The sequence below is a fragment of the Streptomyces sp. ADI95-16 genome, assembly GCF_003721495.1.
GTDB lineage: Bacteria > Actinomycetota > Actinomycetes > Streptomycetales > Streptomycetaceae > Streptomyces > Streptomyces goshikiensis.
Genome location: NZ_CP033581.1, coordinates 6270551 through 6292759, shown reverse-complemented (window position 1 = coordinate 6292759; position 22209 = coordinate 6270551). Strand labels below are relative to the sequence as shown.

Annotated in this window: 16 protein-coding genes and 2 pseudogenes; 9 read left to right on the top strand and 9 right to left on the bottom strand. The window is 70.3% G+C overall.

From position 1 onward, the window contains the following. The first annotated feature begins 9 nt into the window (after positions 1 to 9). The 4 genes and pseudogenes from EES41_RS28140 to EES41_RS28125 all read left to right on the top strand — a co-directional run bounded on the left by EES41_RS28140 (position 10) and on the right by EES41_RS28125 (position 4777). Entirely contained in the window at positions 10 to 2535 is a 2526-nt protein-coding gene (locus EES41_RS28140) for a site-specific integrase (RefSeq protein WP_254211585.1), read from the top strand. Beyond that, positions 2532 to 3149, top strand: coding sequence for a DUF6262 family protein (locus tag EES41_RS28135; protein ID WP_123080838.1), 618 nt, complete (start codon positions 2532 to 2534; stop codon positions 3147 to 3149). The genes EES41_RS28140 and EES41_RS28135 overlap by 4 nt, the downstream gene beginning before the upstream one ends. A 7-nt stretch (positions 3150 to 3156) precedes the next feature. Beyond that, positions 3157 to 3399, top strand: a pseudogene (locus EES41_RS28130) (IS5/IS1182 family transposase); the annotation flags it as partial. A 76-nt stretch (positions 3400 to 3475) separates the two neighbouring features. After that, positions 3476 to 4777, top strand: coding sequence for a penicillin-binding transpeptidase domain-containing protein (locus tag EES41_RS28125; protein WP_123080837.1), 1302 nt, complete (start codon positions 3476 to 3478; stop codon positions 4775 to 4777). A 557-nt stretch (positions 4778 to 5334) separates the two neighbouring features. Here EES41_RS28125 and EES41_RS28120 read toward each other — a convergent pair. After that, on the bottom strand, positions 5335 to 6210 hold the full coding sequence (locus tag EES41_RS28120; RefSeq protein WP_123080836.1) for a glycosyltransferase family 2 protein: 876 nt from the start codon (positions 6208 to 6210) through the stop codon (positions 5335 to 5337). Between the two features lie 134 nt (positions 6211 to 6344). On the opposite strand from EES41_RS28120, the pseudogene EES41_RS28115 reads away from it, so the two are divergent. Then, positions 6345 to 6701: pseudogene (locus tag EES41_RS28115) on the top strand (glycosyltransferase family 2 protein); the annotation flags it as partial. A 94-nt stretch (positions 6702 to 6795) separates the two neighbouring features. Here the strand turns inward: EES41_RS28115 and EES41_RS28110 are convergent. The 5 genes from EES41_RS28110 to EES41_RS28090 all read right to left on the bottom strand — a co-directional run bounded on the left by EES41_RS28110 (position 6796) and on the right by EES41_RS28090 (position 13810). Beyond that, positions 6796 to 7947, bottom strand: a complete 1152-nt coding sequence (locus tag EES41_RS28110) for an XdhC/CoxI family protein (RefSeq protein WP_123080835.1) — start codon at positions 7945 to 7947, stop codon at positions 6796 to 6798. A 111-nt stretch (positions 7948 to 8058) separates the two neighbouring features. Next, positions 8059 to 9522 (bottom strand): NCS2 family permease, encoded by a 1464-nt coding sequence (locus EES41_RS28105; protein ID WP_123080834.1) that lies wholly within the window; start codon positions 9520 to 9522, stop codon positions 8059 to 8061. 375 nt (positions 9523 to 9897) lie between these two features. After that, positions 9898 to 12300: a xanthine dehydrogenase family protein molybdopterin-binding subunit gene (locus EES41_RS28100; protein WP_123080833.1), complete on the bottom strand. Its 2403-nt coding sequence runs from the start codon at positions 12298 to 12300 to the stop codon at positions 9898 to 9900. Between the two features lie 2 nt (positions 12301 to 12302). Further along, positions 12303 to 12911, bottom strand: a complete 609-nt coding sequence (locus tag EES41_RS28095) for a (2Fe-2S)-binding protein (protein ID WP_123080832.1) — start codon at positions 12909 to 12911, stop codon at positions 12303 to 12305. 2 nt (positions 12912 to 12913) lie between these two features. After that, positions 12914 to 13810: a xanthine dehydrogenase family protein subunit M gene (locus tag EES41_RS28090; RefSeq protein WP_008743393.1), complete on the bottom strand. Its 897-nt coding sequence runs from the start codon at positions 13808 to 13810 to the stop codon at positions 12914 to 12916. Positions 13811 to 14063: 253 nt separating this feature from the next. On the opposite strand from EES41_RS28090, the gene EES41_RS28085 reads away from it, so the two are divergent. Together EES41_RS28085 and EES41_RS28080 are read left to right on the top strand one after the other, a co-directional pair. Then, entirely contained in the window at positions 14064 to 15746 is a 1683-nt protein-coding gene (locus EES41_RS28085; RefSeq protein ID WP_123080831.1) for a PucR family transcriptional regulator ligand-binding domain-containing protein, read from the top strand. Positions 15747 to 15926: 180 nt separating this feature from the next. Beyond that, positions 15927 to 16688, top strand: coding sequence for a hypothetical protein (locus tag EES41_RS28080; protein ID WP_174261849.1), 762 nt, complete (start codon positions 15927 to 15929; stop codon positions 16686 to 16688). 226 nt (positions 16689 to 16914) lie between these two features. On the opposite strand, the gene EES41_RS28075 is transcribed toward EES41_RS28080, so the two are convergent. Next, positions 16915 to 17565 carry a GntR family transcriptional regulator gene (locus tag EES41_RS28075; protein ID WP_250570193.1) on the bottom strand — a complete coding sequence of 217 codons (651 nt, stop codon included), beginning with the start codon at positions 17563 to 17565 and terminating at the stop codon, positions 16915 to 16917. 122 nt (positions 17566 to 17687) lie between these two features. On the opposite strand from EES41_RS28075, the gene EES41_RS28070 reads away from it, so the two are divergent. Then, positions 17688 to 18518 (top strand): (2Fe-2S)-binding protein, encoded by an 831-nt coding sequence (locus tag EES41_RS28070; protein ID WP_123080828.1) that lies wholly within the window; start codon positions 17688 to 17690, stop codon positions 18516 to 18518. Positions 18519 to 18720: 202 nt separating this feature from the next. After that, positions 18721 to 19779 carry a DUF2637 domain-containing protein gene (locus EES41_RS28065; RefSeq protein WP_123080827.1) on the top strand — a complete coding sequence of 353 codons (1059 nt, stop codon included), beginning with the start codon at positions 18721 to 18723 and terminating at the stop codon, positions 19777 to 19779. A gap of 75 nt (positions 19780 to 19854) precedes the next feature. On the opposite strand, the gene EES41_RS28060 is transcribed toward EES41_RS28065, so the two are convergent. Together EES41_RS28060 and EES41_RS28055 are read right to left on the bottom strand one after the other, a co-directional pair. Continuing rightward, complete coding sequence (locus EES41_RS28060; protein WP_073775842.1) at positions 19855 to 20247, bottom strand: ATP-binding protein; 393 nt, start codon at positions 20245 to 20247, stop codon at positions 19855 to 19857. Between the two features lie 207 nt (positions 20248 to 20454). Then, positions 20455 to 22197, bottom strand: coding sequence for a pyruvate dehydrogenase (locus EES41_RS28055; RefSeq protein WP_123080826.1), 1743 nt, complete (start codon positions 22195 to 22197; stop codon positions 20455 to 20457). Positions 22198 to 22209 lie beyond the last annotated feature (12 nt).

Sequence of the window (22209 nt, the reverse complement as noted above, 5' to 3'; positions counted from 1 at the left end):
CGTCTGGAGTTGCTGGAGGCTCTGATCAACGGGCCGAGATTCGATCCGCTCTTCCGTGGCGATGTATTGAAGATCCCTCCCGACCACGAGAAGTACGGCTGGGGCTGCGCGGTCCCCGAGTGCCTGCGAACCCGTAACAGCAGTGGCGACTTCTGCCACACCCACCAAAAGGAGTGGAACGAATACCTGGCGCTGGATCGCCGGGAGGCGACCCGGGCCGGGTTTCTCTCTATCGCCGAGCCTTTGGAGCCCAAGGAGGGGTGCGAGCCGGAGCCGTGCGTGATCTGCGCTGACCGGCCCGCCTACGTGCGGTCGAGGCGGATATGCATGATGCACTACCGGCAGTGGAACAACCACGCCCGTCGGGCCGGGGCCTCTGCTGACTATTCCTCCTGGCTACGCGATCAGGCCCCGTATCCGCAGGGCTACGGGACCTGTCGCGCGTCGACGTGTGACCGTCTGGCCGACACACCGCTAGGGCTGTGTGCTCAGCACCGGGAGCGCTACATCGCCGCTGGCCGTCCGGGCAAGGCGAGTCTGCCTCGGTCGTGGGAGCGGCACTACGAGCGGACAGGTGAGTCTGTTCCCGTCTCCACCGAGGATCCGTCGACATTCGAGGCGTGGTGCGAGAAGCAGCAGCCGGTCTACCAGATCGGGCAGATCAATATGTCCGGCATGCGCCCGCTGGCCAAGGCCGAGTTGCAGTGGGGGCTGGAGGCCCACACCCGGGATGGCAGCCGCACCCTGTGGTCCATCACCGACCTGCGGATGCTGACCAACGAGTGCCGGGAGTACGACGTCGACTCACTCGCCGGTCTCGATCTGGACCGGGGCAAGTCAAGACCGCGGCAGATTGCCCGGGAGATCCTGAGCCGACTGCGGCCGATCTACTACACGAAGGAGGACAGCCGGGATGCCGGGTTCCTCGAGACCGAGCACTTCGGACGTCGGCTTCCGGGCACAGACACCTGCTTCGACTTGTCCACGGTGCCGCAGCGCTGGCTGCGTGAGGTGCTCTGGGACCATCTCGCCCGTTTGTTGCAGTCCGTGAACTGCCCCCGGTCCCGCGCCCCGCTGGACTCGGCTCGACGGGGGCTGTCGGAACTGGGGGCGTTCTTGGAGGTCGAGGCCCCAGGGGGCGGGCACGAACCGAGGCTGCTGACGAGCAGGCACGCGGAGAACTCCGCCGCTGATCACCGGCACCGGGCTGCCCGCAACCTCCCGTCGCTGGTACTGCGCCTCACCGACGGTTCCCCCGCGACCGTGACCAAGGACAGCGCCAGGACCACGTTCAACTACGTACGCAAGGTCGTCTACGAACTTCTGGAGACTGGGAGGGCCGACGCGATCGGCTTGGACCGGGCATTCATCGCCGCGTTGCCGCGCGGCGGAAGGATCCAGGGCCGCAAGCGGCGTCCGTTCGACGACCGGCTCGGGCGGGCACTGGCCGACGAGGACAACCTGCAGCGATTCGCTGCGACATGGGATGGCAACGACCGTGGGCTGCGGGACGCCTGGGAGACCTTGGTCTACACCGGCCGACGTTGCTCGGAGGTCCTGAAACTCCGCTTCAACTGCATCTCCTACCTCAACGAAGTCCCGATGCTCTGGCACGACCAGACCAAGGTCGGGAACCTGGAGGAGGGAATCCGCATCCCCGAGTACCTCTTCACGCGCCTCGACGACCGGCGCAAAACCACGCTTCAGCGCTTCGAACGACGGCAAGGGCGCCTGCCCACCGTGCTGGAGCAGGAGCAAATGGCCCTGTTCCCCACCCACGTGAAGAACCCCCGGGAGACCGAGTCGATCTCCTATGGCTTCTTCAGCAGCTCGTTCCGCGCGTGGGTGGCGACGCTCGACCTGGGACGGGGAGTCCCACATCAGGCTCGCCACACGCTGGCCACCAAGCTGCTTCGTGCCGGGGCGTCGCTCGCGCACATCAAGAAGTACCTCGGTCAGGTCTCCGAGCGCATGGCCGAGCACTACGTCGACATCGCCGGCTCCGAACTGGACGATCTCCTACCCCGCGTCTGGGTCGGCGGGCCCGGTTCCGCCAACCCTGGCGAGCCACTCTTCGACACCGCCACCACCCCGCTCAGCCGGGAGACGGCGCTGGCCATGGCTGTGGACGTGGGCCGCCGATGCACACCGACCTTGGGCGGCCTCTGCACGGCCCAGGTCGTCGTGGACGGCGGGAAATGCCCCCGGAACCTGGACTGCGACAGCTGCGACAAGCTCGTGATGACCGGCGCGGACCTCCTCTACTGGAGGCGCAAGCGCGAGCAGTGGTACTCCATCGCCGAACGAGCCCCGGATGATGCCACGGCCGACTACCTCCACAAGGTCTTCGAGCCCACCGCACGGGCGATCGACGGCCTGGAGAAGGCCTTGGCCGGGCTCGGCCTACTCGACCAGGCACTCGCCATGGACCTGCGGCGCCCGCAGGACTACTTCAACCACATGTGGAACACCGGCTTCCCCGTCGAGGAACTCGCCGATCTCGACGACTTTGACGACGAGGAGGACGTCGCATGAGCGGCAGCACTTCGACCCAGACCGCCCACGCCATCCAGGCCCGCCGGCAGCACACCGAGAAGCTCCTCGCCCGGGTCCAGGACGCGCTCGCGGCGATGCGCAAGGAGCGGGCTGCGGTGACCGTCCGGGCCGTCGAACGACGTGCCGGTGTCTCGCGCGCCTTCCTCTATCAGAACGCCACCGCCCGGCAGCTGGTCGCCGAAGCCGTCGCTCAAGCCGAGGGCCGCCAGGCTCGCAGCAGGCAGGAGACCGTCGAGGCGGTGGAGGCATCCTGGCGCGAGCGCGCGCTGAACGCCGAGGACGCGTTGCGGCAGGCGGTGACGGAGATCCAGACACAGCGGCGGCACATCGGCGAGCTCATGGGCCGGATCCGGGACCTCGAGCGGGACCTGTCCGCCGACGCCGTCCAGCGGCTGACCACCGAGAACACCACCCTCAAACAGCAACTCCGCACCCTGGCCGCGGATCACCACACGCTGACGAACCGGCTCGCCGCCGCCCGAGACAACAACCGCTCCCAGGACCGGAAGATCGCGGAACTCCAGGCGCTTCTGCTCGAACAGCAGCCGCCTGCGTCCCTCCGTCCGCTCCGTCCTCTGCGCGACCACACGTAAGTTTTCCAAGCTCGCGCCGCTGTTCGGGGTGTCGAAGTCAGCCGCCGACCGCATGCAGGAGGTTCCGCAAGGGTGCCCTGCTGATCGTGGACGGCACCCTGTTTCCCACCCGCGACCACACGGTGGCCGAGCAGTCGAAGAACGACCAGTACTCCATAACCACCAGGTCGTCATCGACGCCGACACCCGGCACGTCGTCGCCGTCGGCCGGCCGCTGCTCGGCAACCGCAACGACTGCAAGGCGTGGGAGCACCATCGCTTTTGCGCGACCGTCTGGCGCATCCATCGCGCGGGCGTAGATCATTTCGAGCTCATAAGATGCCTGCATGCCCATTTCGCTCCGCGCCTCTGGCGTCCTGGTCACCGCCCTCGCCACACTGCTCGCCACCTCCATGTCGGGCTGCACCGTGGAACACGGAACCGCAGCTACAACCAGCCCGACGGCCACGGGCAAGACCGGACAGACTCCGGATGCAAAGCCGCGCCCTCCCAAGCAGGACGGAAGCCCTGGCGACATCCTGGTTGCCGGGCGCCCCATCACGGGATCGGAGCGGTCAGGCATCGCCAGGGCGCCGTTCAAACGCACATACACAGAGGGCGAGTTGTATGCGGCGGTCACCGGGTACTGGTCCCTGCCCTTTGGCTCTACCCAGCTGGAGTCCCTCCTGGCGGACGACATCAAGGCAGGCAAGGATGTGGTGACTACCATCGACCCGGCTGTACAACGTGCCGCCTACGACGGGCTACGAGGTCAGCGTGGGGCCGCAATCGTCCTCGACGCGCAGACAGGCGACATCCTTGGACAGGTGAGCACGCCGTCGTACGACCCCGGAACATTCAGCGGGAACTCCATGGCCGATCAACGGGCCTGGGTCCAGCTGAAGGACGACGACGACAAGCCCCTGTCCAACCGCGCCTTACGCCACGTGGACAACCCAGGGTCAGCTATCCACGTCCTTGTCGCGGCCGCTGCCCTGGAGAAGGGCCTGCTGCCGTCGGTGGATGCGCCAACTCGGAGCCCAGCGGTCTACGCCGCCCCGGACAGCACCACCCAGTTCTCCGGTGATCCCGCGCACTGCACCGATGCCACCCTCCGCGCAGCCCTGCGGTATGCGTGCGCGAACGTCTTCGCCCGTATCGCTTCCGACCTCGGCGCCGATGCGCTGGCATCGACAGCCCAGACGTTCGGATTCAACAACGACATGATGGATACGCCGGTGCGTGCTTTCGACAGCACCTGGCCGCGCAAGCCCGAGAATCCCACCCAGCTGGCCCTCATGGCCAACGGCCTGTTCGAGGTGAAGAGCACCCCGGTACAGATGGCCATGGTGATGGCTCTACTTGTGAACGGTGGCAGCCGCGTTCATCCCAACCTCGTCACCGGTTCGAAAACAGCCATGCCTGCTCAGCGTGTCGTCGCCCAGCGCACTGCGGATCAGTTGCGGTCGGCGCTCGGGGACTCGTTCGGCACGTGGGTACCCTCCGCTTCGGCCGCCTGGGCCTTGTCGGCCACCCGAACCTCGACTGGGCGGCCAGTGGCCATCGCCGTCTACATCTCCTCTTCCGCTGACTCCACGTCCGAGGCTAGCCAGGTCGCAGAACGGATCTCCGCAGCCACTCGGAAGTGAGTCCCGGCCCTTCCGAGGCAACCGTGCACCTGCCTCCGATCGGGCGCGAAACGCGGCTTGTCCCTCGCCACCAGAGAGGGCAAGCCGCCAATCGAGTCTCCGACGGCGATGGGCAAGCCTTTGAGCATGCCCGCATGAGTAACATCAACCGGACGACCTCGCCGCCGAAAGCGTCCGCCGAATCGGTGTGTGCTCAAGTCCCTACTCGGGGCTGTGTGGCCCGCCACGAGCTCGTTAGGGCGCGGGCGCTGCTTTCCACGTCGTGATACCAAGGCTCCCGCGGGTGTGCCCTTGAGTAGCTCTTCCCGTCCGGCTGCCTTCATCCGGGTGGACCAGCGAAAGTATCCAGAGACCGAAAGATGGTCCGACAGCCCGTGCGTGGTGAGGACGGCGAACTGCACCAGGACGCTCAGAGCATTCGTGGCATGGTGCGAGTGGATGGCAATCTTGTCCTTGGGTGAGGGTGACGATCCCGGGGAATGCGGGAGGATTTTGGGCCTTGTCTTGATGGGCGAAGCCGTGTCGGACCTGACGGCTGGACACGGGGCGAGGACTATTCAGAGAATCGGCGGGCGCCCCAGCCGGGTCATACGCCAAACCGTGCGCCACTTCATTGGCTTGCGCGGGCCGCACGGTGTTCGCGCACCCTCGAGGAAACCGCCCCACCATGCCTTCGCGCCCGCAAGGGACCGCATCCGCGCCATGGTGAGGAGGATCCATACGCCGAGATAGACCGGAATTAGGGGGATTGGGAGTCGGCGGCGGGCCAGCCAGACACGGTTTCGGGCGGTGAACCGGTAGTAGACCGCGTGCCGCGCGGGGGACGTCTTCGGATGTTGGAGGACGAGCTCGGGTTCGTAGAGGATCTTCCACCCCGCATCCAGCGCGCGCCATGCCAAATCGGACTCTTCATGTCCAAAGAAAAACTCCGCCGGCCACAGATCGATCTGCCTGAGCATGGGCATCGAGAAGGCGTGCCCACCGCCGAGGAAGGCGGTCACCAGACTGCGGCGCATTGGATCGTCCGCACACAACCGGGGCACCCAGCGTCGCTCCGTATGTCCGTGTTCGTCGGCGACCCTGAACCCGATGATCCCCAGCTTCGGGTCCTCAGCGAAGAGCTGCTGGACTTTGCGGAACACGTCTTGGGCGATGAGCAGGCCGTCGTCGTCCAATTCGATGACGACGTCGACCTCGCCCGAGTCGCGCAGCATCTTCAAACCGACGTTGCGGCCGCCGGGACAGCCCAGATTCTCCTCAAGCGGAATCTTGGTCGCGTCCGTCGAGATCTCGGTGAGGGGCGTCGCGTTGCCCACCAGAGCTACCCGCGTCGCAGGCACATCCTGCTTCTCCACCGAAGCGAGCAGAGCCTCGAGCTCCTGCGGGCGAGTGCCCATGGTCACGATGACGACTCCGATACGCGGCAACGACATAGTGGCGAACTCCAGTGGTCGGCAGACTGCCGATGCTAGCGTCGCGCGACGCGGTCACCTCACCGCGTCACACACATGCCTGCAGCGTGCTGCCTCACGTCAATCGGCACGCTGAGGGCTTCGAGGTCAGAAAACACGAGGAGACCGACCTGGCCTGGCGGGCGATCGACCGCGGCTGGGACGTCCTGTACGAGCCGCGGCTGGTGCTCCAGCATCCGAAGACGTCGCCGGCCCGGCACGCGGTCTACTACCGCATGACGGCCCGCAACCGGGTCTGGCTGGCCAAGCGGCACCTGCCCGCCCCGTTGGTGCCGGTCTACCTCGGCGTGTGGGTGGCGCTGACCGTGGCTCGCACCCGGTCCGTGGCGGGGCTGCGGGCCTGGCTAGGAGGGGTCGCCGAGGGCATCCGGACGTCCGGCGGCCCCCGGCGCCCGATGCGCTGGCGGACGGTCTGGCGACTGACGCGGCTGGGCCGGCCGCCGGTGATCTGACCCCTCGGCGGTGCCTGAGACCCACGGAACGTGGCCGATCCGGGCGCGACCCGCGCGGGGTGCGCCCGGAGCGTCAGGTTCGGGGGGCGTCCCTTCAAGCGACGACCCCGATCCTGGCCACCGCCGTCTTCGAGCTGTCGTGGTGGATGGGTACGTGTGCGCCGGTCAGCGCGGCACCGGTGCCGCCGCGCCGGTTGGCGACTATCTCGGCGGCGATGGACAGCGCGGTCTCCTCCGGGGAGCGGGCGCCGAGGTCCAGGCCGATCGGGGAGCGCAGCCGGGCCAGTTCGAGCTCGCTCACGCCGACGTCGCGGAGCCGCTTGTTGCGGTCCTCGTGGGTGCGGCGGGAGCCCATGGCGCCGACGTAGGCGACGGGAAGCCTGAGGGCCAGTTCGAGGAGCGGGACGTCGAACTTGGCGTCGTGGGTGAGCACGCACAGTACGGTCCGGCCGTCCACGTCCGCGCGCTCCAGGTAGCGGTGCGGCCAGTCGACCACGATCTCGTCCGCCTCGGGGAAGCGCTGGCGCGTGGCGAACACGGGCCGGGCGTCGCAGAGCGTCACGTGGTAGCCGAGGAACTTGCCGATCCGCACCAGGGCGGAGGCGAAGTCGATGGCGCCGAAGACGATCATCCGCGGCGGCGGCACGCTGGCCTCGACCAGTACCTTCAGCGGCTCTCCGCAGAGCCGGCCGTCGGCGCCCATCTCCACGACGCCGGTCCTGCCCGCGTCGAGCATGGCGCGGGCCTCCTCGGCGAGGGTGCGGTCCAGCTCGGGGTGGCCCCCGAGGCCGCCCTCGTACGAGCCGTCGCCGCGGACGACCAGGGCGCGGCCCATCAGCTCCGCGGGGCCCTCGGCGATCCGGGCGAGCGCCGCCGCCTCCCCTCGGGCGGCGGCGGCCAGCGCGGCCGCGAACACCCCCCTCGCGGGGGAGCCCGCGGGGACCGGGGTCACCAGGATGTCGATGACGCCGCCGCAGGTCAGACCCACGGCGAAGGCGTCGTCGTCGCTGTAGCCGAAGCGCTCCAGGACGGTCTCGCCGTCCTCCAGCGCCTGCCGGCACAGCTCGTACACCGCGCCCTCCACGCATCCGCCGGAGACCGAACCGATCGCGGTGCCGTCGCCGTCGACGGCGAGCGCGGCACCGGGCTGCCGGGGCGCGCTCCCGCTGATCGCCACGACGGTGGCGACCGCGAAGTCACGTCCCTGCTCGACCCACCGGTTCAGTTCCTCGGCGATGTCCAGCATTGCGGCCTCCTCGGAGGGGTTCGTTTCCAGTATCGGACGAGTGGCGGGCGCGGCGCCGACCAGAGGGACGAACCCGCTGGTCACCGGGGCGATCGGGGTGATCGGGGTGATCTAGTTGACTCCGAGCCAGCCCTCGATCGGGTGGAGGGCGAAGAAGACCACGAAGATCACGGTCAGTGCCCACATGAAGGCGCCGATCTCGCGGGCCTTGCCCTGCGCGACCTTGATGGCCACGTAGGAGATCACGCCGGCCGCGACGCCCGCGGTGATCGAGTACGTGAAGGGCATGAGGGCCACGGTCAGGAAGACCGGGATGGCGGTCGCGGTGTCGGCCCAGTCCACGTGGCGGGCGTTCTGCATCATCATCGCGCCGATGACGACCAGGGCCGCGGAGGCGACCTCACCCGGGACTATCTGCGTGATCGGGGTGAAGAAGAGGCAGGCGGCGAAGAACAGGCCGGTGACGACGGAGGCGAGACCGGTACGGGCTCCCTCGCCGACGCCGGTGGCGGACTCGACGAACACGGTCTGGCCGGAGCCGCCCGCGATACCGCCGATGGCCCCTCCGGCGCCGTCGATGAACAGCGCCTTGGACAGGCCCGGCATCCGGCCCTTGTCGTCGGCGAGCTTGGCCTCGGTGCCGACGCCGATGATGGTGGCCATCGCGTCGAAGAACCCGGCGAGGACGAGGGTGAAGACGATCATGCCGACCGTCATCACGCCGACGTCACCCCAGCCGCCGAAGGAGACCTGGCCGAACAGCGAGAAGTCCGGCATCGAGACCGCGGAGCCGGTGAGCTCCGGGGCGCCGTTCTTCCAGGCCTTCGGGTCGATGTCCGCGACGGCGTTGAGGACGGCCGCGAGGACGGTTCCGCCGACTATTCCGATCAGGATCGCGCCGCGAACCTTGCGCGCCTGGAGCATGAAGATGGCGATCAGGGTCACGCAGAAGATCAGGACGGGCCAGCCGGCGAGCTCGCCGGTGGAGCCGAGGAGCACGGGGGAGGAGAGTTCCCCGCCGTTGCCCACGAAACCGGCCTTCACCAGGCCGATGAGGGCGACGAACAGGCCGATGCCCATGGTGATGGCGTGCTTGAGCGCGAGGGGGATCGCGTTCATGATCATCTCGCGGAGGCCGGTGACGACCAGGAGACAGATCACGACGCCGTACATGACGCACATGCCCATGGCCTGCGGCCAGGTCATCTGCGGGGCGACCTGCGAGGACAGCACGCCGGAGACGGACAGTCCGGCGGCCAGGGCGAGCGGGACCTTGCCCACGAAGCCCATCAGGAGCGTGGTCAGGGCCGCGGCGAAGGCCGTGGCCGTGATCAGGGCCTTCTGGCTCATGGTGTCCCCGGCGACGTCCTTGCCGGAGAGGATCAGGGGATTGAGCAGGAGGATGTACGCCATCGCCATGAAGGTCGTGACGCCGCCACGAATCTCATTGCCGACGTTGGAGCCTCTGTGCGTGATGTGAAAGTACCGGTCGAGCCAAGAACGCCCGGCGGGGGTGAGAGAGCCGTCGCCGGCATCCTCCGCACTGGTCTTGGGCTCTACGGAAGACTGGGTCATGGTGCCTAACTCCCAAGGTTCAAAGGGGCACCCGCTTGGAGACTGGAGACGCGGGATTTGGGAAACGCCGTTTGGCTGCACGACCCGGGGTGACGGCCCGAGGCGACGCGAATGTCGATGCGTGTACTGCGGGTACTGCGGGGGTTCTGCGGTACTGGCGGGGGCACCGGGGTGGTGGTGCCACCGGGTTGCTGCGGGGGTGGCGCCGGTGGACGGGCCGCGAGCGGTGCGGCGTTCTCGTCCTCCGGACTTTCGTACTCCGGGCGGTGTGGCCGGCAAGTGTGACGTTCCCTGGTCACACCGCCCGGAGAGCTTGGGGTCCGGGGCCTTTCGGCCCCCGGTCCGGGGACCTCGCGGCCCCCGGAGAGCGCCGTCCTAGAGGGTGCCGGTGAGGGCTTCCGGACGGATCGGCGTCTTGTTGAGCTCCAGACCGGTCGCCTGCCGGATCGCCGCGAGGACGGCCGGGGTGGACGACAGGGTGGGGGCCTCGCCCATGCCGCGAAGGCCGTACGGCGCGTTCGGGTCGGCGAGCTCCAGGACGTCGACCGGGATGGTCGGGGTGTCGAGGATGGTCGGGATCAGGTAGTCCGTGAAGGAGGGGTTGCGCACCTTCGCGGTCTTCGGGTCCACGATGATCTCTTCCATGATCGCGACGCCCAGGCCCTGGATGGTGCCGCCCTGGATCTGTCCGACCACGGAGAGCATGTTCAGGGCCTTGCCGACGTCCTGCGCGGTGGCGAGCTCCACGACCTTGACGAGGCCGAGCTCGGTGTCCACCTCCACCACCGCGCGGTGCGCGGCGAAGGTGTACTGGACGTGGCCGTCGCCCTGGCCGGTGACCAGGTCGAACGGGACGGTCGGCCGGTGCCGGAACTCCAGCTCCAGGTCGATCGCCTCGCCTTCGAGGACGTCGGCGATGTCCGCGAGGACCTCACCGCCGTCGGTGACGACCTTGCCGCCCTCCAGCAGCAGCTCGGCGTGCGCCCAGGCCGGGTGGTACGAGCCGTTCTTGCGGCGGCCCATCTCCAGCACGGCCTCGCGGACGTGCTCACAGGTGTTCTTCACGGCGCCACCGGTCATGTACGTCTGCCGCGAGGCGGACGTGGAACCGGCGGATCCGACCTGCGTGTCGGCCGGGTGGATGGTCACCTGGGTGACGCCCAGCTCCGTACGGGCGATCTGCGCGTGGACGGTGACACCGCCCTGGCCGACCTCCGCCATGGCCGTGTGGACCATCGCTACGGGCTCGCCGTTGATGACCTCAAGGCGCACGCGGGCGGTCGAGTAGTCGTCGAAGCCCTCGGAGAAGCCGACGTTCTTGATGCCGACCGCGTAGCCGACGCCGCGGACGACGCCCTCGCCGTGGGTGGTGTTGGAGAGGCCACCGGGCAGCGCGCGGACGTCCGCGCCCTCGCCGGCGGTCTCCCACTGACGCTCCGGCGGCAGCGGGCGGGCCTTGACCCGGCGCAGCAGCTCGGCGACGGGCGCCGGGGAGTCCACGACCTGGCCGGTGGGCATGATCGTGCCCATCTCCATGGCGTTCAGCTGGCGGAATTCGACCGGGTCCATGCCCAGCTTCGCCGCGAGCTTGTCCATCTGGGCCTCGTAGGCGAAGCAGGCCTGGACGGCGCCGAAGCCGCGCATCGCGCCACAGGGCGGGTTGTTCGTGTAGAGCGCGATCGCCTCGATGTCGACGTCTTCGATGACGTACGGGCCGACCGAGAGGGAGGAGGCGTTGCCCACGACCGCCGGGGAGGCGGACGCGTACGCGCCGCCGTCCAGGACGATCTTGCACTTCATGTGCGTGAGCTTGCCGTCCTTGGTGGCGCCGTGCTCGTAGTGGAGCTTCGCCGGGTGGCGGTGCACGTGCCCGAAGAAGGACTCGAACCGGTTGTAGACGATCTTGACCGGCTTGTTGGTGGCGAGGGCCAGGAGGCAGGCGTGGATCTGCATCGAGATGTCCTCGCGGCCGCCGAAGGCGCCGCCGACGCCCGAGAGCGTCATGCGCACCTTCTCCTCGGGCAGGCCGAGGACGGGGGCGATCTGCTTGAGGTCCGAGTGCAGCCACTGGGTGGCGACGTAGAGGTCGACGCCGCCGTCCTCGGACGGTACGGCCAGACCGGACTCCGGGCCGAGGAAGGCCTGGTCCTGCATGCCGAAGACGTACTCGCCCTCGACGATGACGTCGGCGCGCTTGCGGGCCTCGGCCACGTCGCCGCGGACGATCGGCTGGCGGTGCACGATGTTCGGGTGCGGGACGTGACCGATGTGGTGGTCGTCGCGGCCCTCGTGGATCAGCGGCGCGCCCTCGGCGAGGGCGGAGGCCTCGTCCGTGACGAGCGGCAGCTCACGGTAGTCGATCTTGATCTTGGCGGCCGCACGGCGGGCGGTCTCCGGGTGGTCGGCGGCCACGAGGGCGACCGGCTCACCGTGGTGGCGCACCCGGCCGTTGGCGAGCACCGGGGTGTCCTGGATCTCCAGGCCGTAGTTCTTCATCTCGGCCGGCAGGTCGTCGTACGTCAGGATCGAGTAGACGCCCGGCATCGCGAGGGCCTCGGAGATGTCGATCGAGGCGATCTCGGCGTGCGCCACGGTGCTGCGCAGGGTCTGGCCCCACAGCATGTCCTCGTGCCACATGTCGGAGGAGTACGCGAACTCGCCGGTGACCTTGAGGGTGCCGTCCGGGCGGAGCGTGGACTCGCCGATGCCGCCCTTGGCGTGCTTCTGGGTGACGTTGGTCGGCGTGCCGGCGGGAACCGTACGGGTGTTCTGAGCCATGGTCAGACCGCCTCTGACTGCCGGGCGGCCGCGAGGCGGACCGCGTCGAGGATCTTCTCGTAGCCCGTGCAGCGGCAGAGGTTGCCGGACAGGGCCTCACGGATGTCCTGGTCGGACGGGGAGGAGTTCTCCTCCAGCAGCGCGTCGGCCTGGACCAGCAGACCCGGGGTGCAGAAACCGCACTGCACGGCGCCGGCGTCGATGAACGCCTGCTGGATGGTGGAGAGCTCCACGCCCTCGCCGGTCTGCGAGTCGCCCGGCCGGGCCTGCCAGCGCTTGGCCGCGTCGAGGGTGACACCGCCCTTGCCGCCGCAGCCACCGCCGCTGCCGCAGGCTCCGCCGTGGCCGTGCTCCTCGCGCTGCCTGGCGAAGTCGGCCAGGCCCTCGACGGTCACGACGTCGCGGCCCTCGACCTGCCCGGCGGCCACCAGACAGGAACAGACGGGCACGCCGTCGAGGCGGACGGTGCAGGAACCGCACTCGCCCTGCTCACAGGCGTTCTTCGAACCCGGCAGGCCCAGGCGCTCGCGCAGGACGTAGAGGAGGGACTCGCCCTCCCACACGTCGTCGGCTTCCTGCTGACGGCCGTTGACAGTGAAATTGACGCGCATGTTTACGCAGCCCCTTCAAGCGAGCGGCCGTTTCCGGTACCGCGGTACTGCTCCCAGGTCCAGACGAGCTGGCGGCGAGCCATGATGCCGACCGCGTGACGGCGGTACTTCGCCGTGCCGCGGACGTCGTCGATCGGGTTGGCCGCGCCGGAGGCGAGGTCACCGAACTGCTTGGCGATCGACGGGGTGACGACCTTGCCGGACTCCCAGAAACCGCCCTCTTCGAGCGCGGCGTTCAGGAACTCCTCGGCGGCCTTCGCGCGGATCGGGGTCGGCGCGGCCGAACCGATGCCGGTACGGACGGTGCGGGTCTCGGGGTGCAGCGCCAGGCCGAAGGCGCAGACCGCGATGACCATCGCGTTGCGGGAGCCGACCTTGGAGTACTGCTGGGGGCCGTCCGCCTTCTTCACGTGAACGGTCTTGATGAGCTCGTCGGGGGCCAGCGCGTTGCGCTTGACGCCCGTGTAGAACGCGTCGATCGGGATCAGCCGGGAGCCGCGCACGGACTCCACCTCGACCTCGGCGCCCGCCGCGAGCAGCGCGGGGTGCGAGTCACCGGCCGGGGAGGCGCAGCCGAGGTTGCCGCCGACGCCGCCGCGGTTGCGGATCTGCGGGGACGCGACGGTGTGCGAGGCCAGCGCCAGACCCGGGAGCTCCGTGCGGAGGTTCTCCATGATCTGCGTGTACGGGACGGAGGCGCCCAGGCGCACCACGTCCTCGGCGACCTCCCACTCGCGCAGCAGACCGATGCGGTTCAGGTCCAGGAGGTACTCCGGCCGGCGGTGGTCGAAGTTGATCTCGACCATCACATCGGTGCCACCCGCAATCGGCACAGCGGTGGGGAACTCGGCCTTAGCGGCGAGCGCCTCCTCCCAGCTGGCGGGGCGAAGGAAGTCCATGTGCGGCTCTCTTCTTCTTCATCGTGTCGTTCACTTCAAGCCAGGAGGCCTTCGGGCCCTCGACTGGTCGTTCACGTGCTGTTAATGCGGTGTGGAGTCAGTACACAAGCCGCGCGTCCCCCGGGTGCAGTCACCGAAACCATGAAGGAGTTGGCTGGCGGCCTCTCTCGTCTTGTAGATTCGTATGAAAGGCAGGATGCGATGACCTGCCCGATTTCCAACGGCAACATCGAGACAGATCGGCGGCGACATCATGCGGCTGCGCGCACTGCTGGAAACCGAGGCGCTGGGGCTGCGACTGCTCGGCGGCGAGGAAGAACTCGACCGGACGGTCCGCGGGGTCATGACGACCGACCTGAGGGATCCCAGCCGGTACCTCACCGGAGGCGAACTCGTCCTGACAGGGCTGGCCTGGCGAAGAAATTCAGCCGACTCCGAGCCATTCGTACGAATCCTCGCGAGCGCGGGTGTCGCGGGGCTCGCGGCCGGTGAGGCGGAGCTCGGGGCCGTCCCCGACGATCTGGTATCGGCCTGTGTGCGCAACCGGCTGCCGCTGTTCGCGGTGAACGAGGACGTTGCATTCGCCACGATCACGGAACACGTCGTGCGGCAGGTTTCCGGAGAGCGCGCGGGGGACCTCGCGGCCGTCGTGGACCGGCACCGCCGTCTGATGACATCGGGCCCAGCGGGCGGTGGCCCCGATGTGGTGCTCGATCTGCTCACCACGGACCTCGACCTCCGGGCCTGGGTGCTGTCACCCGCGGGCCGGCAGATCGCCGGAGCCGGCGAACCGCTGGCGCCGGGCGTCTGCGCGACGCTCGCGAGTGAGCACCTCGCAGCGGTCCGGACGGGCCGCAGGGGTCCGCACCGGATCTCCGTCCAGGGTATTACCTACTCCCTGTTCCCGATCAGGGGACACGGCCGCGGCGTCGGCGCCGGCCCCGCCGCGCGCGACGTCCGCGAGAGCGTCCTCTCGGACTGGCTGCTGGCCGTCGAGGCGGACGCGGGCGACTGGCCCGCCGAGCGGCTCGACCTGCTCCAGGGCGTCACCCAGCTGATCGCCGTCGAGCGGGACCGCCGCGACGCGGCCCGTACGGTGCGCCGCCGGCTGGCGCAGGAGGTGCTGGAGCTGGTCCAGACGGGCGCCCCGCCCGCCGAGATCGCCGCCCGCCTGCGGGTGGCCGCCCCGGTGCTGCTGCCCGGGCTGGGCGCCGCCCCGCACTGGCAGGTCGTCGTGGCCCGGGTGGACTGGGACGGCGGGGACATCCCCGGCGGCCCGGTGGCCCAGTCGCTGCTGGAGGAGATCCTGGTCGACCCGTCCGCGTCGGGCCCCGAGCCCTCCGACCGGATCGCGGTGGCGCACGCCGGTGACGAGGCCATCGCCCTCGTCCCGCTGCCCGCGCCGCCCGGCGAGGCCGGGGAGGACAAGGGCCCGGACGCCGCCCTGCACGCCGACGTCCTGCTCGCCACCGTACGGGAGCCCCTCGCCGCCGGTCTGGCCGACGACGGCCGGCTCACCCTCGGCGTCAGCGCCGCCGTGCACTCCGCCGAGGGGCTGCGCGGGGCGCTGGAGGAGGCCCGGCACGCCCGCCGGGTCGCGGCGGCCCGGCCGGGCCGGGTCTGCGCCGCGGGCCACCACGAGCTCGCCTCGCACGTCCTGCTGCTCCCGTTCGTGCCCGACGACGTACGGCGCGCCTTCACGGCCCGGCTGCTCGACCCGCTGCGGGACTACGACCGCCGCCACCGCGCGGAGCTCATCCCGACGCTGGAGGCGTTCCTGGACTGCGACGGCTCCTGGACCCGCTGCGCGACCCGGCTGCACCTGCACGTCAACACGCTGCGCTACCGGGTCGGGCGAATCGAGCAGTTGACGGGGCGTGATCTCTCGCGGCTGGAGGACAAGCTCGACTTCTTCCTCGCACTGCGGATGAGCTGAGCCGATACGGCCGGGCGCGGGGCCGGGCCGGCCCCGGGCACCTGACGCGGTATCCGGACTTTGTGAAAAGGTTCACCCGACCCCTTGGCCGAGCAAGCCGATCCGTGCTCTCATTTCGCCCCAGGGCTCGAAGACGCGCTGCTTGGTTGCTTTGGGGAGGGCAATGTGGCGGACACCGCCATGTCCGGTGCCGGAACTGCCGGGGGAGACGACCCCCTCCAGCGGGCGATATGGCGGCTGCGCTCGCGCGGCTGTTGGACCGACGCGGCGGCCCTGCTGACGCCGCACGCGCACCACGCGGGGGCTGCCGTACAGCGCACCGCGCTGCTGGTCGAGCGGTGCCTGTTCACCGGGCAGGGCTGGTCCGAGGCGGAGGACGCGCTGCGGGTCGCGGAGGCGGTGGCGCGGGACGACGACGAGCGGGGCGCGGCGGCGTGCGAGCGCGGCCAACTGGCCTACGCGGCCACCGTTCTGGGCGTACGGGACCGGGCGGACGAGGCCCGCTCGGCCCTGGGCCGCGCGGCGGCGCTCCTCTCCCCCGGGTCGCGGACCCGCCCGCTGCTGGACTTCCGCCGGGGCCTGGTGGCGGAACACCTCGCGGACGCCCCGCAGTCGGCCCGCCCGGCGTACCGGCGGGCCCACGCGGGGGCGCTGGCCCACGGGGACACCCTGCTGCTGTCCTTCACGTGGCGCCACCTGGCCGCGCTGGCGCTGCGGGACGGTGAGGTGGCGGAGGCCCGGCAGGGCTTCGCGGAGTCGCTGCGCATCCGGGAGGACCTGGGGTTCCTGATCGGCACGGCCCCCGCGCTGGCCGCGCTGGCCGAGGCCGAGCCGGAGCCGGAAGCGGCCCGGCTCCGCGCGGAGGCCCGCCGACTGTTCCACCTCCTGGGCGGCATCCCCACCTGGCTCGCCGACCAACTCCACCCGGCCCCAGCCACCTGACCCCGCCGACACCACCTGACCCCGCCGGCACCACCCAGCCCCGCCGACACCACCCAGCCTCGCCGGCGTTTGAGGCGCGGGGGCCCGGGGGCTGGCCCCCGCAACGGCGCCGCAGACGGCCACGACCACGGGGCGGCGCCGCCGGCACCGTTCAGCCCCGCCGGCGTTCGAGGCGCTGGGGCCCGGGGGCTGGCCCCCGGCAACGGCGCCGCGGACGGCGCGGGCGCTACGGGTGGGCGTGGGCGTGGATCAGGGAATCGGACAGGGCGAGGTCGCCGGCGACGAGGGCCTCCAGGAGGGCCGTGTGCTCCCCCGCCTCGGCGACGAGCACGGCGCGGGGGGTGCGGGCCGCGCCCGGGAGCGGCCACTGCGCCCGGCGGTGGAGCTCCTCCGCGACCTGGAGCAGCTGGGCGTTGCCCGCCAGGGCGAGGACCTCCCGGTGGAAGCGCCGGTCCGCCTCCGCGTACCCCGCGAGGTCACCGGCCTCGGCCGCCTCCACCGTCGCGGCGGCCGCAGGCCGCAGCGCGGCCCACACCTCCGCAGGAACCGTCCGCGCCAGCCTCAGCATCACCGGCACCTCCAGCAGCGCCCGTACCTCCGCCAGCTCCGCCATCGCCCTCGGCGTCCGCGTCAGGACCCGGAACCCCCGGTTCGGCAGGCATTCCACGGCCCCTTCGAGGGCCAGCTGCTGCATCGCCTCGCGAACCGGCGTCGCCGACACCCCGAACCGCTCCCCCAGCGCCGGGCCGGAGTAGATCTCCCCCGGCACCAGGTCCCCGTCCACCAGCGCCGCGCGCAACGCGTCCAGGACCTGCCCGCGCACCGAATGGCGCAGCACCTTCTGCGCCGGGATCCTGGCGCGGGCCGTCTCGTGCATGCGGTCCTCCTCCAGGGGTCTTGACCTGCTCAGAGAATAGGTGACCCGGTTCCGCCACCACCCGCGAGCGTCAGGTAAGGTAAGGCTTACCTGTTAACGATCGCGTGATTCGGTGGTCCCGCATGACGACCCTGCCCGCCGTCACCGCCGCGTACGCGCGCCTGACCGAGGCCTACGGCGGGCTCCAGGTCACCGAGCGGTCCGCCGCCGAACCCTCCCCCCGCGGTGCGGGCTGGGTCGGCGCGGAAGAGCTCGCGGCGGGCGGGGCGGCCCTGGACGCCTTCCTGGCGTGGGACGAGGCCCAGGTCCTGCGGGACTACGACCGGCCGGCCCGGCCCGATGTGGTGGCCGGCTTCGGGCTGCACCGGTACGCGTGGCCCGCCTGCCTGCTGATCACGATCCCGTGGTTCCTGCTCCGCCGGGTCCCCCGCCTCCCCGCCGCGCAGGTGGCCTTCCACCGGACCCTCGGCCGGATGAGCGTCCGCGTCGAGACCTTCGCCTGCCTGCCGGACGACCCGGCGGCCGCCCTCCCCGGGGCCCGTGTCGTGCCCGAAGAGGAAGCGCTGCGCGAGGAGGTGCGGGCCGCGGTGGCCGAGCACCTCGGAGCCGTGGTGGAAGGTTTCGGCCCGCGCATGCGGCGCGGCCGCCGCGCCCTGTGGGGCATGGTGACCGACGAGGTCGTCGAGAGCCTCTGGTACGTCGGCCACCTGCTCGGCGAGGAGGAGCGGGCCATGGCCGAGCTGGAGGCCCTGCTGCCCGGCTCGACGGCCCCGTACACCGGCGGCGCGGGGTTCCGCACCCTCACCGGGCCGGACGGCGAGGCGCTGCCCACCCGGGACCGGGCCGGCTGCTGCCTCTTCTACACGATCCGCCCCGAGGACACCTGCGTCACCTGCCCCCGTACCTGCGACACGGACCGCGTCGCCCGGCTCACCCGGGCCGCCGCGGGCTGACCCCCGCTGAACCCACTCGCTCGAATGAACGCGAATCGAACTCAACACCGCCCGCACGAGCGGTAGTTCGATCCACAACACCCTATCCGACGGGCCCCGCCCCCCGTTGGCGTCCTCTTGGCCCGAAAACCGCGTGAACCGCCGACCGGCTGCGCCACTATGGCGCCCGGAACGCCGCATACGCGAGGCAAGGGACATCCTCATGAGACTGACCGACATATCGCTGGACTGGCTGCTGCCCGGCAGCCTGCTGATCCTGGGCGTACTTGCGGCAGTTGCGGTACTGGCCCGGGGCAGGCGCGAAGGCGAGAAGGCCGCGGCCGAAGACAGCTGGGAGCGCAGCGAGGAGCGCCGCCGGCGCAAGGAGGCCGTCTACGGGACCGCCTCGTACGTCCTGCTCTTCTGCTGTGCGGCGGTGGCCGCCGCGCTCTCCTTCCACGGGCTGGTCGGCTTCGGCCGGCAGAACCTGAACCTGTCCGGGGGCTGGGAGTACCTGGTGCCGTTCGGTCTCGACGGCGCCGCCATGTTCTGTTCGGTGCTCGCCGTCCGCGAGGCCAGCCACGGCGACGCGGCCCTCGGCTCCCGCATGCTGGTCTGGCTGTTCGCGGGCGCGGCGGCCTGGTTCAACTGGGTGCACGCCCCGCGCGGCATCGGGCACGACGGGGCCCCGCAGTTCTTCTCCGGCATGTCGCTCTCGGCGGCCGTGCTCTTCGACCGGGCCCTGAAGCAGACCCGCCGCGCCGCGCTGCGCGAACAGGGCCTGATCCCGCGTCCGTTGCCGCAGATCCGGATGGTCCGCTGGCTGCGGGCGCCCCGGGAGACCTTCGGGGCGTGGTCGCTCATGCTCCTGGAGGGCGTCCGCACCCTGGACGAGGCGGTCGACGAGGTGCGTGAGGACAAGCGCGAGAAGGAGCAGGACCGCCACCGCAGGCGCGACCAGAACCGGCTGGACCGGGCGCGCATCAAGGCGCTGGGCCGGCAGAACCGGGCGTTCGGGCGTTCGCGCGGACGCCAGGTCGATCTGCCGGGGCTGACCCCGGGTCCGGGCTCCGCGCCGGTCGGCGCGGAGCCGGCCATACCGGAAGCGGAACAGCTGCCCCTGCGACGCCGGCCCTCCTTGCAGGCCGTGAACGCGGCCGACTCCCTTGATCCGTCCGGCCCCCGGTCGGTGGACCTGACCGCCGAGGACGACACCCAGACGATCCCGCGGCTCGACTCGCTGGAACGCAAACTCAAGGACCTGGAGCAGCAGTTCGGCTGAGCCGAACCGCCCTCCAGGAACCCCGGACTCCGTGACCGGACCCCGAGCGGGGTCCGCCCGAGCGCGTGCGCGTGCTCAGGCGGGCCCTGCTTCGAACGTTCCGGCCAGCTCGAACCACACCACCTTGCCGCCGCCCGGCGCGGGCGCGTCCACCCCCCAGGCATCGGCGAGCGCCTGTACGAGGACCAGCCCCCGGCCGTGCGTACCGTCGTCGGCGGTCGGTACGTACGGCCGGGGCCGGCGGTTGGCGTAGTCCCTGACCTCCACCCGCAGCCGGTCGGCGGCGAGACTGGCGGACACCTCCGCGCCCTGCTCGGTGTGGACGAGGGCGTTGGTGACGAGCTCGGTGATCAGCAGCTCCGCCGCATCGGCGGTGTCCGGCCGGCACCGGTGGCGCATCAACTCCCGTAACGCCCGGCGGACTTCGCCCACCGATTTCAGATCGGCCCGGGGCAGGCTGCGGGTCATCTCCAGCCCGTCCGCCCCGTCCCTCCCGGCTCCGTCCCCGCCCGACGGCTCACGCGGTACGGGCCTGCCCCTTCGCCACAGCTTTCCGGTCTTCGCCCCCACCAGCACGGCGATGTCCCTCCCCCGCGTCTCTCCCCGATAACGAAAGCCTCTCGAACAGGCCTACGTGAGCATGCCCCCCGGGGGAAATCCGCACTCCTGCGGGAGTCAGGGCCGGGGTACGTTGCGGAGGTTGGATCGAGCCATCTGGATCATGCGGCCCACCCCGCCGTCCAGCACGATCTTGCTGGCGGAAAGTGCGAAACCGGTCACCATTTCGGCGCTGATCCTGGGGGGAATGGACAGTGCGTTGGGGTCGGTGACCACGTCCACCAGCGCCGGCCCCTTGTGCCGGAATGCGTCCTTCAAAGCACCTGTGAGCTGCTTGGGCTTCTCCACACGGACCCCGTAGGCGCCCGCCGCGCGGGCGATCGCGGAGAAATCCGGGTTCTTGTTCGTCGTCCCGTACGAGGGCAGGCCGGAAACCAGCATCTCCAACTCGACCATGCCCAGCGATGAGTTGTTGAAGAGGACCACTTTGACGGGCAGGTCGTACTGCACCAGGGTGAGGAAATCTCCCATCAGCATAGAGAAACCGCCATCGCCCGACATCGAGACCACTTGACGGCCCCGGTCGGTGAACTGTGCCCCGATGGCCTGCGGAAGGGCGTTGGCCATGGAGCCGTGGCTGAAGGATCCGATGATGCGCCGTTTGCCGTTCGGCGAAAGATAGCGCGCGGCCCACACATTGCACATGCCGGTGTCGACGGTGAACACGGCGTCCTCATCGGCCAGTTCGTCGAGCACCGAGGCCACGTACTCGGGGTGGATCGGCGTGTGCTTCTCCACCTTGCGGGTGTACGCCTTCACCACCCCCTCCAGCGCGTCGGCGTGCTTCTTCAGCATCCGGTCGAGGAAGCGGCGGTCCGTCTTGGCCTTCACCCGGGCGTTCAGGGCCCGCAGGGTCTCACGGACGTCGCCCCACACGGCGAGGTCCAACTGGGAGCGGCGGCCCAGGCGTTCGGGCCGGATGTCCACCTGGACGATCTTCACGTCGTCGGGCAGGAAGGCGTTGTACGGGAAGTCCGTGCCCAGCAGGATCAGCAGGTCGCACTCGTGGGTGGCCTCGTAGGCCGCCCCGTAGCCGAGCAGCCCGCTCATGCCGACGTCGTAGGGATTGTCGTACTGGATCCATTCTTTGCCGCGCAGGGCGTGCCCGACGGGGGCCTTGACCCGGCCGGCGAACTCCATCACCTCGGCGTGCGCCCCGGCGGTGCCGCTGCCGCAGAACAGCGTGACCCGGTCGGCCTCGTCGACCAGCCGGACCAGCTTCTCGATCTCCCCGTCGCCGGGCCGGACCGTCGGACGCGCGGTGACGAGCGCGTGCTCGACGGACTTCTCCGGCGCGGGCAGCGAGGCGATGTCGCCGGGCAGGGACACCACGCTGACGCCGCCGCGCCCGATCGCGTGCTGGATGGCGCTCTGGAGCACCCGGGGCATCTGCTGCGGGTTGGAGATCAGTTCGCTGTAGTGGCTGCATTCGGTGAACAGCCGGTCGGGGTGGGTCTCCTGGAAGTAGCCGAGGCCGATCTCGCCCGAGGGGATGTGCGAGGCCAGCGCGAGGACCTGGGCCATGGAGCGCTGGGCGTCGTACAGGCCGTTGATGAGGTGCAGGTTGCCGGGGCCGCAGGAGCCGGCGCAGGCCGCGAGGGTGCCGGTGATCTGGGCCTCGGCGCCGGCCGCGAAGGCGGCGGTCTCCTCGTGCCGGACCTGGATCCAGTCGATTCCGTCCGTTCGGCGGATCGCGTCCACGACGGGGTTCAGGCTGTCGCCGACGACTCCGTACATCCGCCGCACGCCCGCGCGCACGAGGATGTCGACGAACTGCTCCGCCACGTTCTGCTTGCCCATGGAATGGCGCCC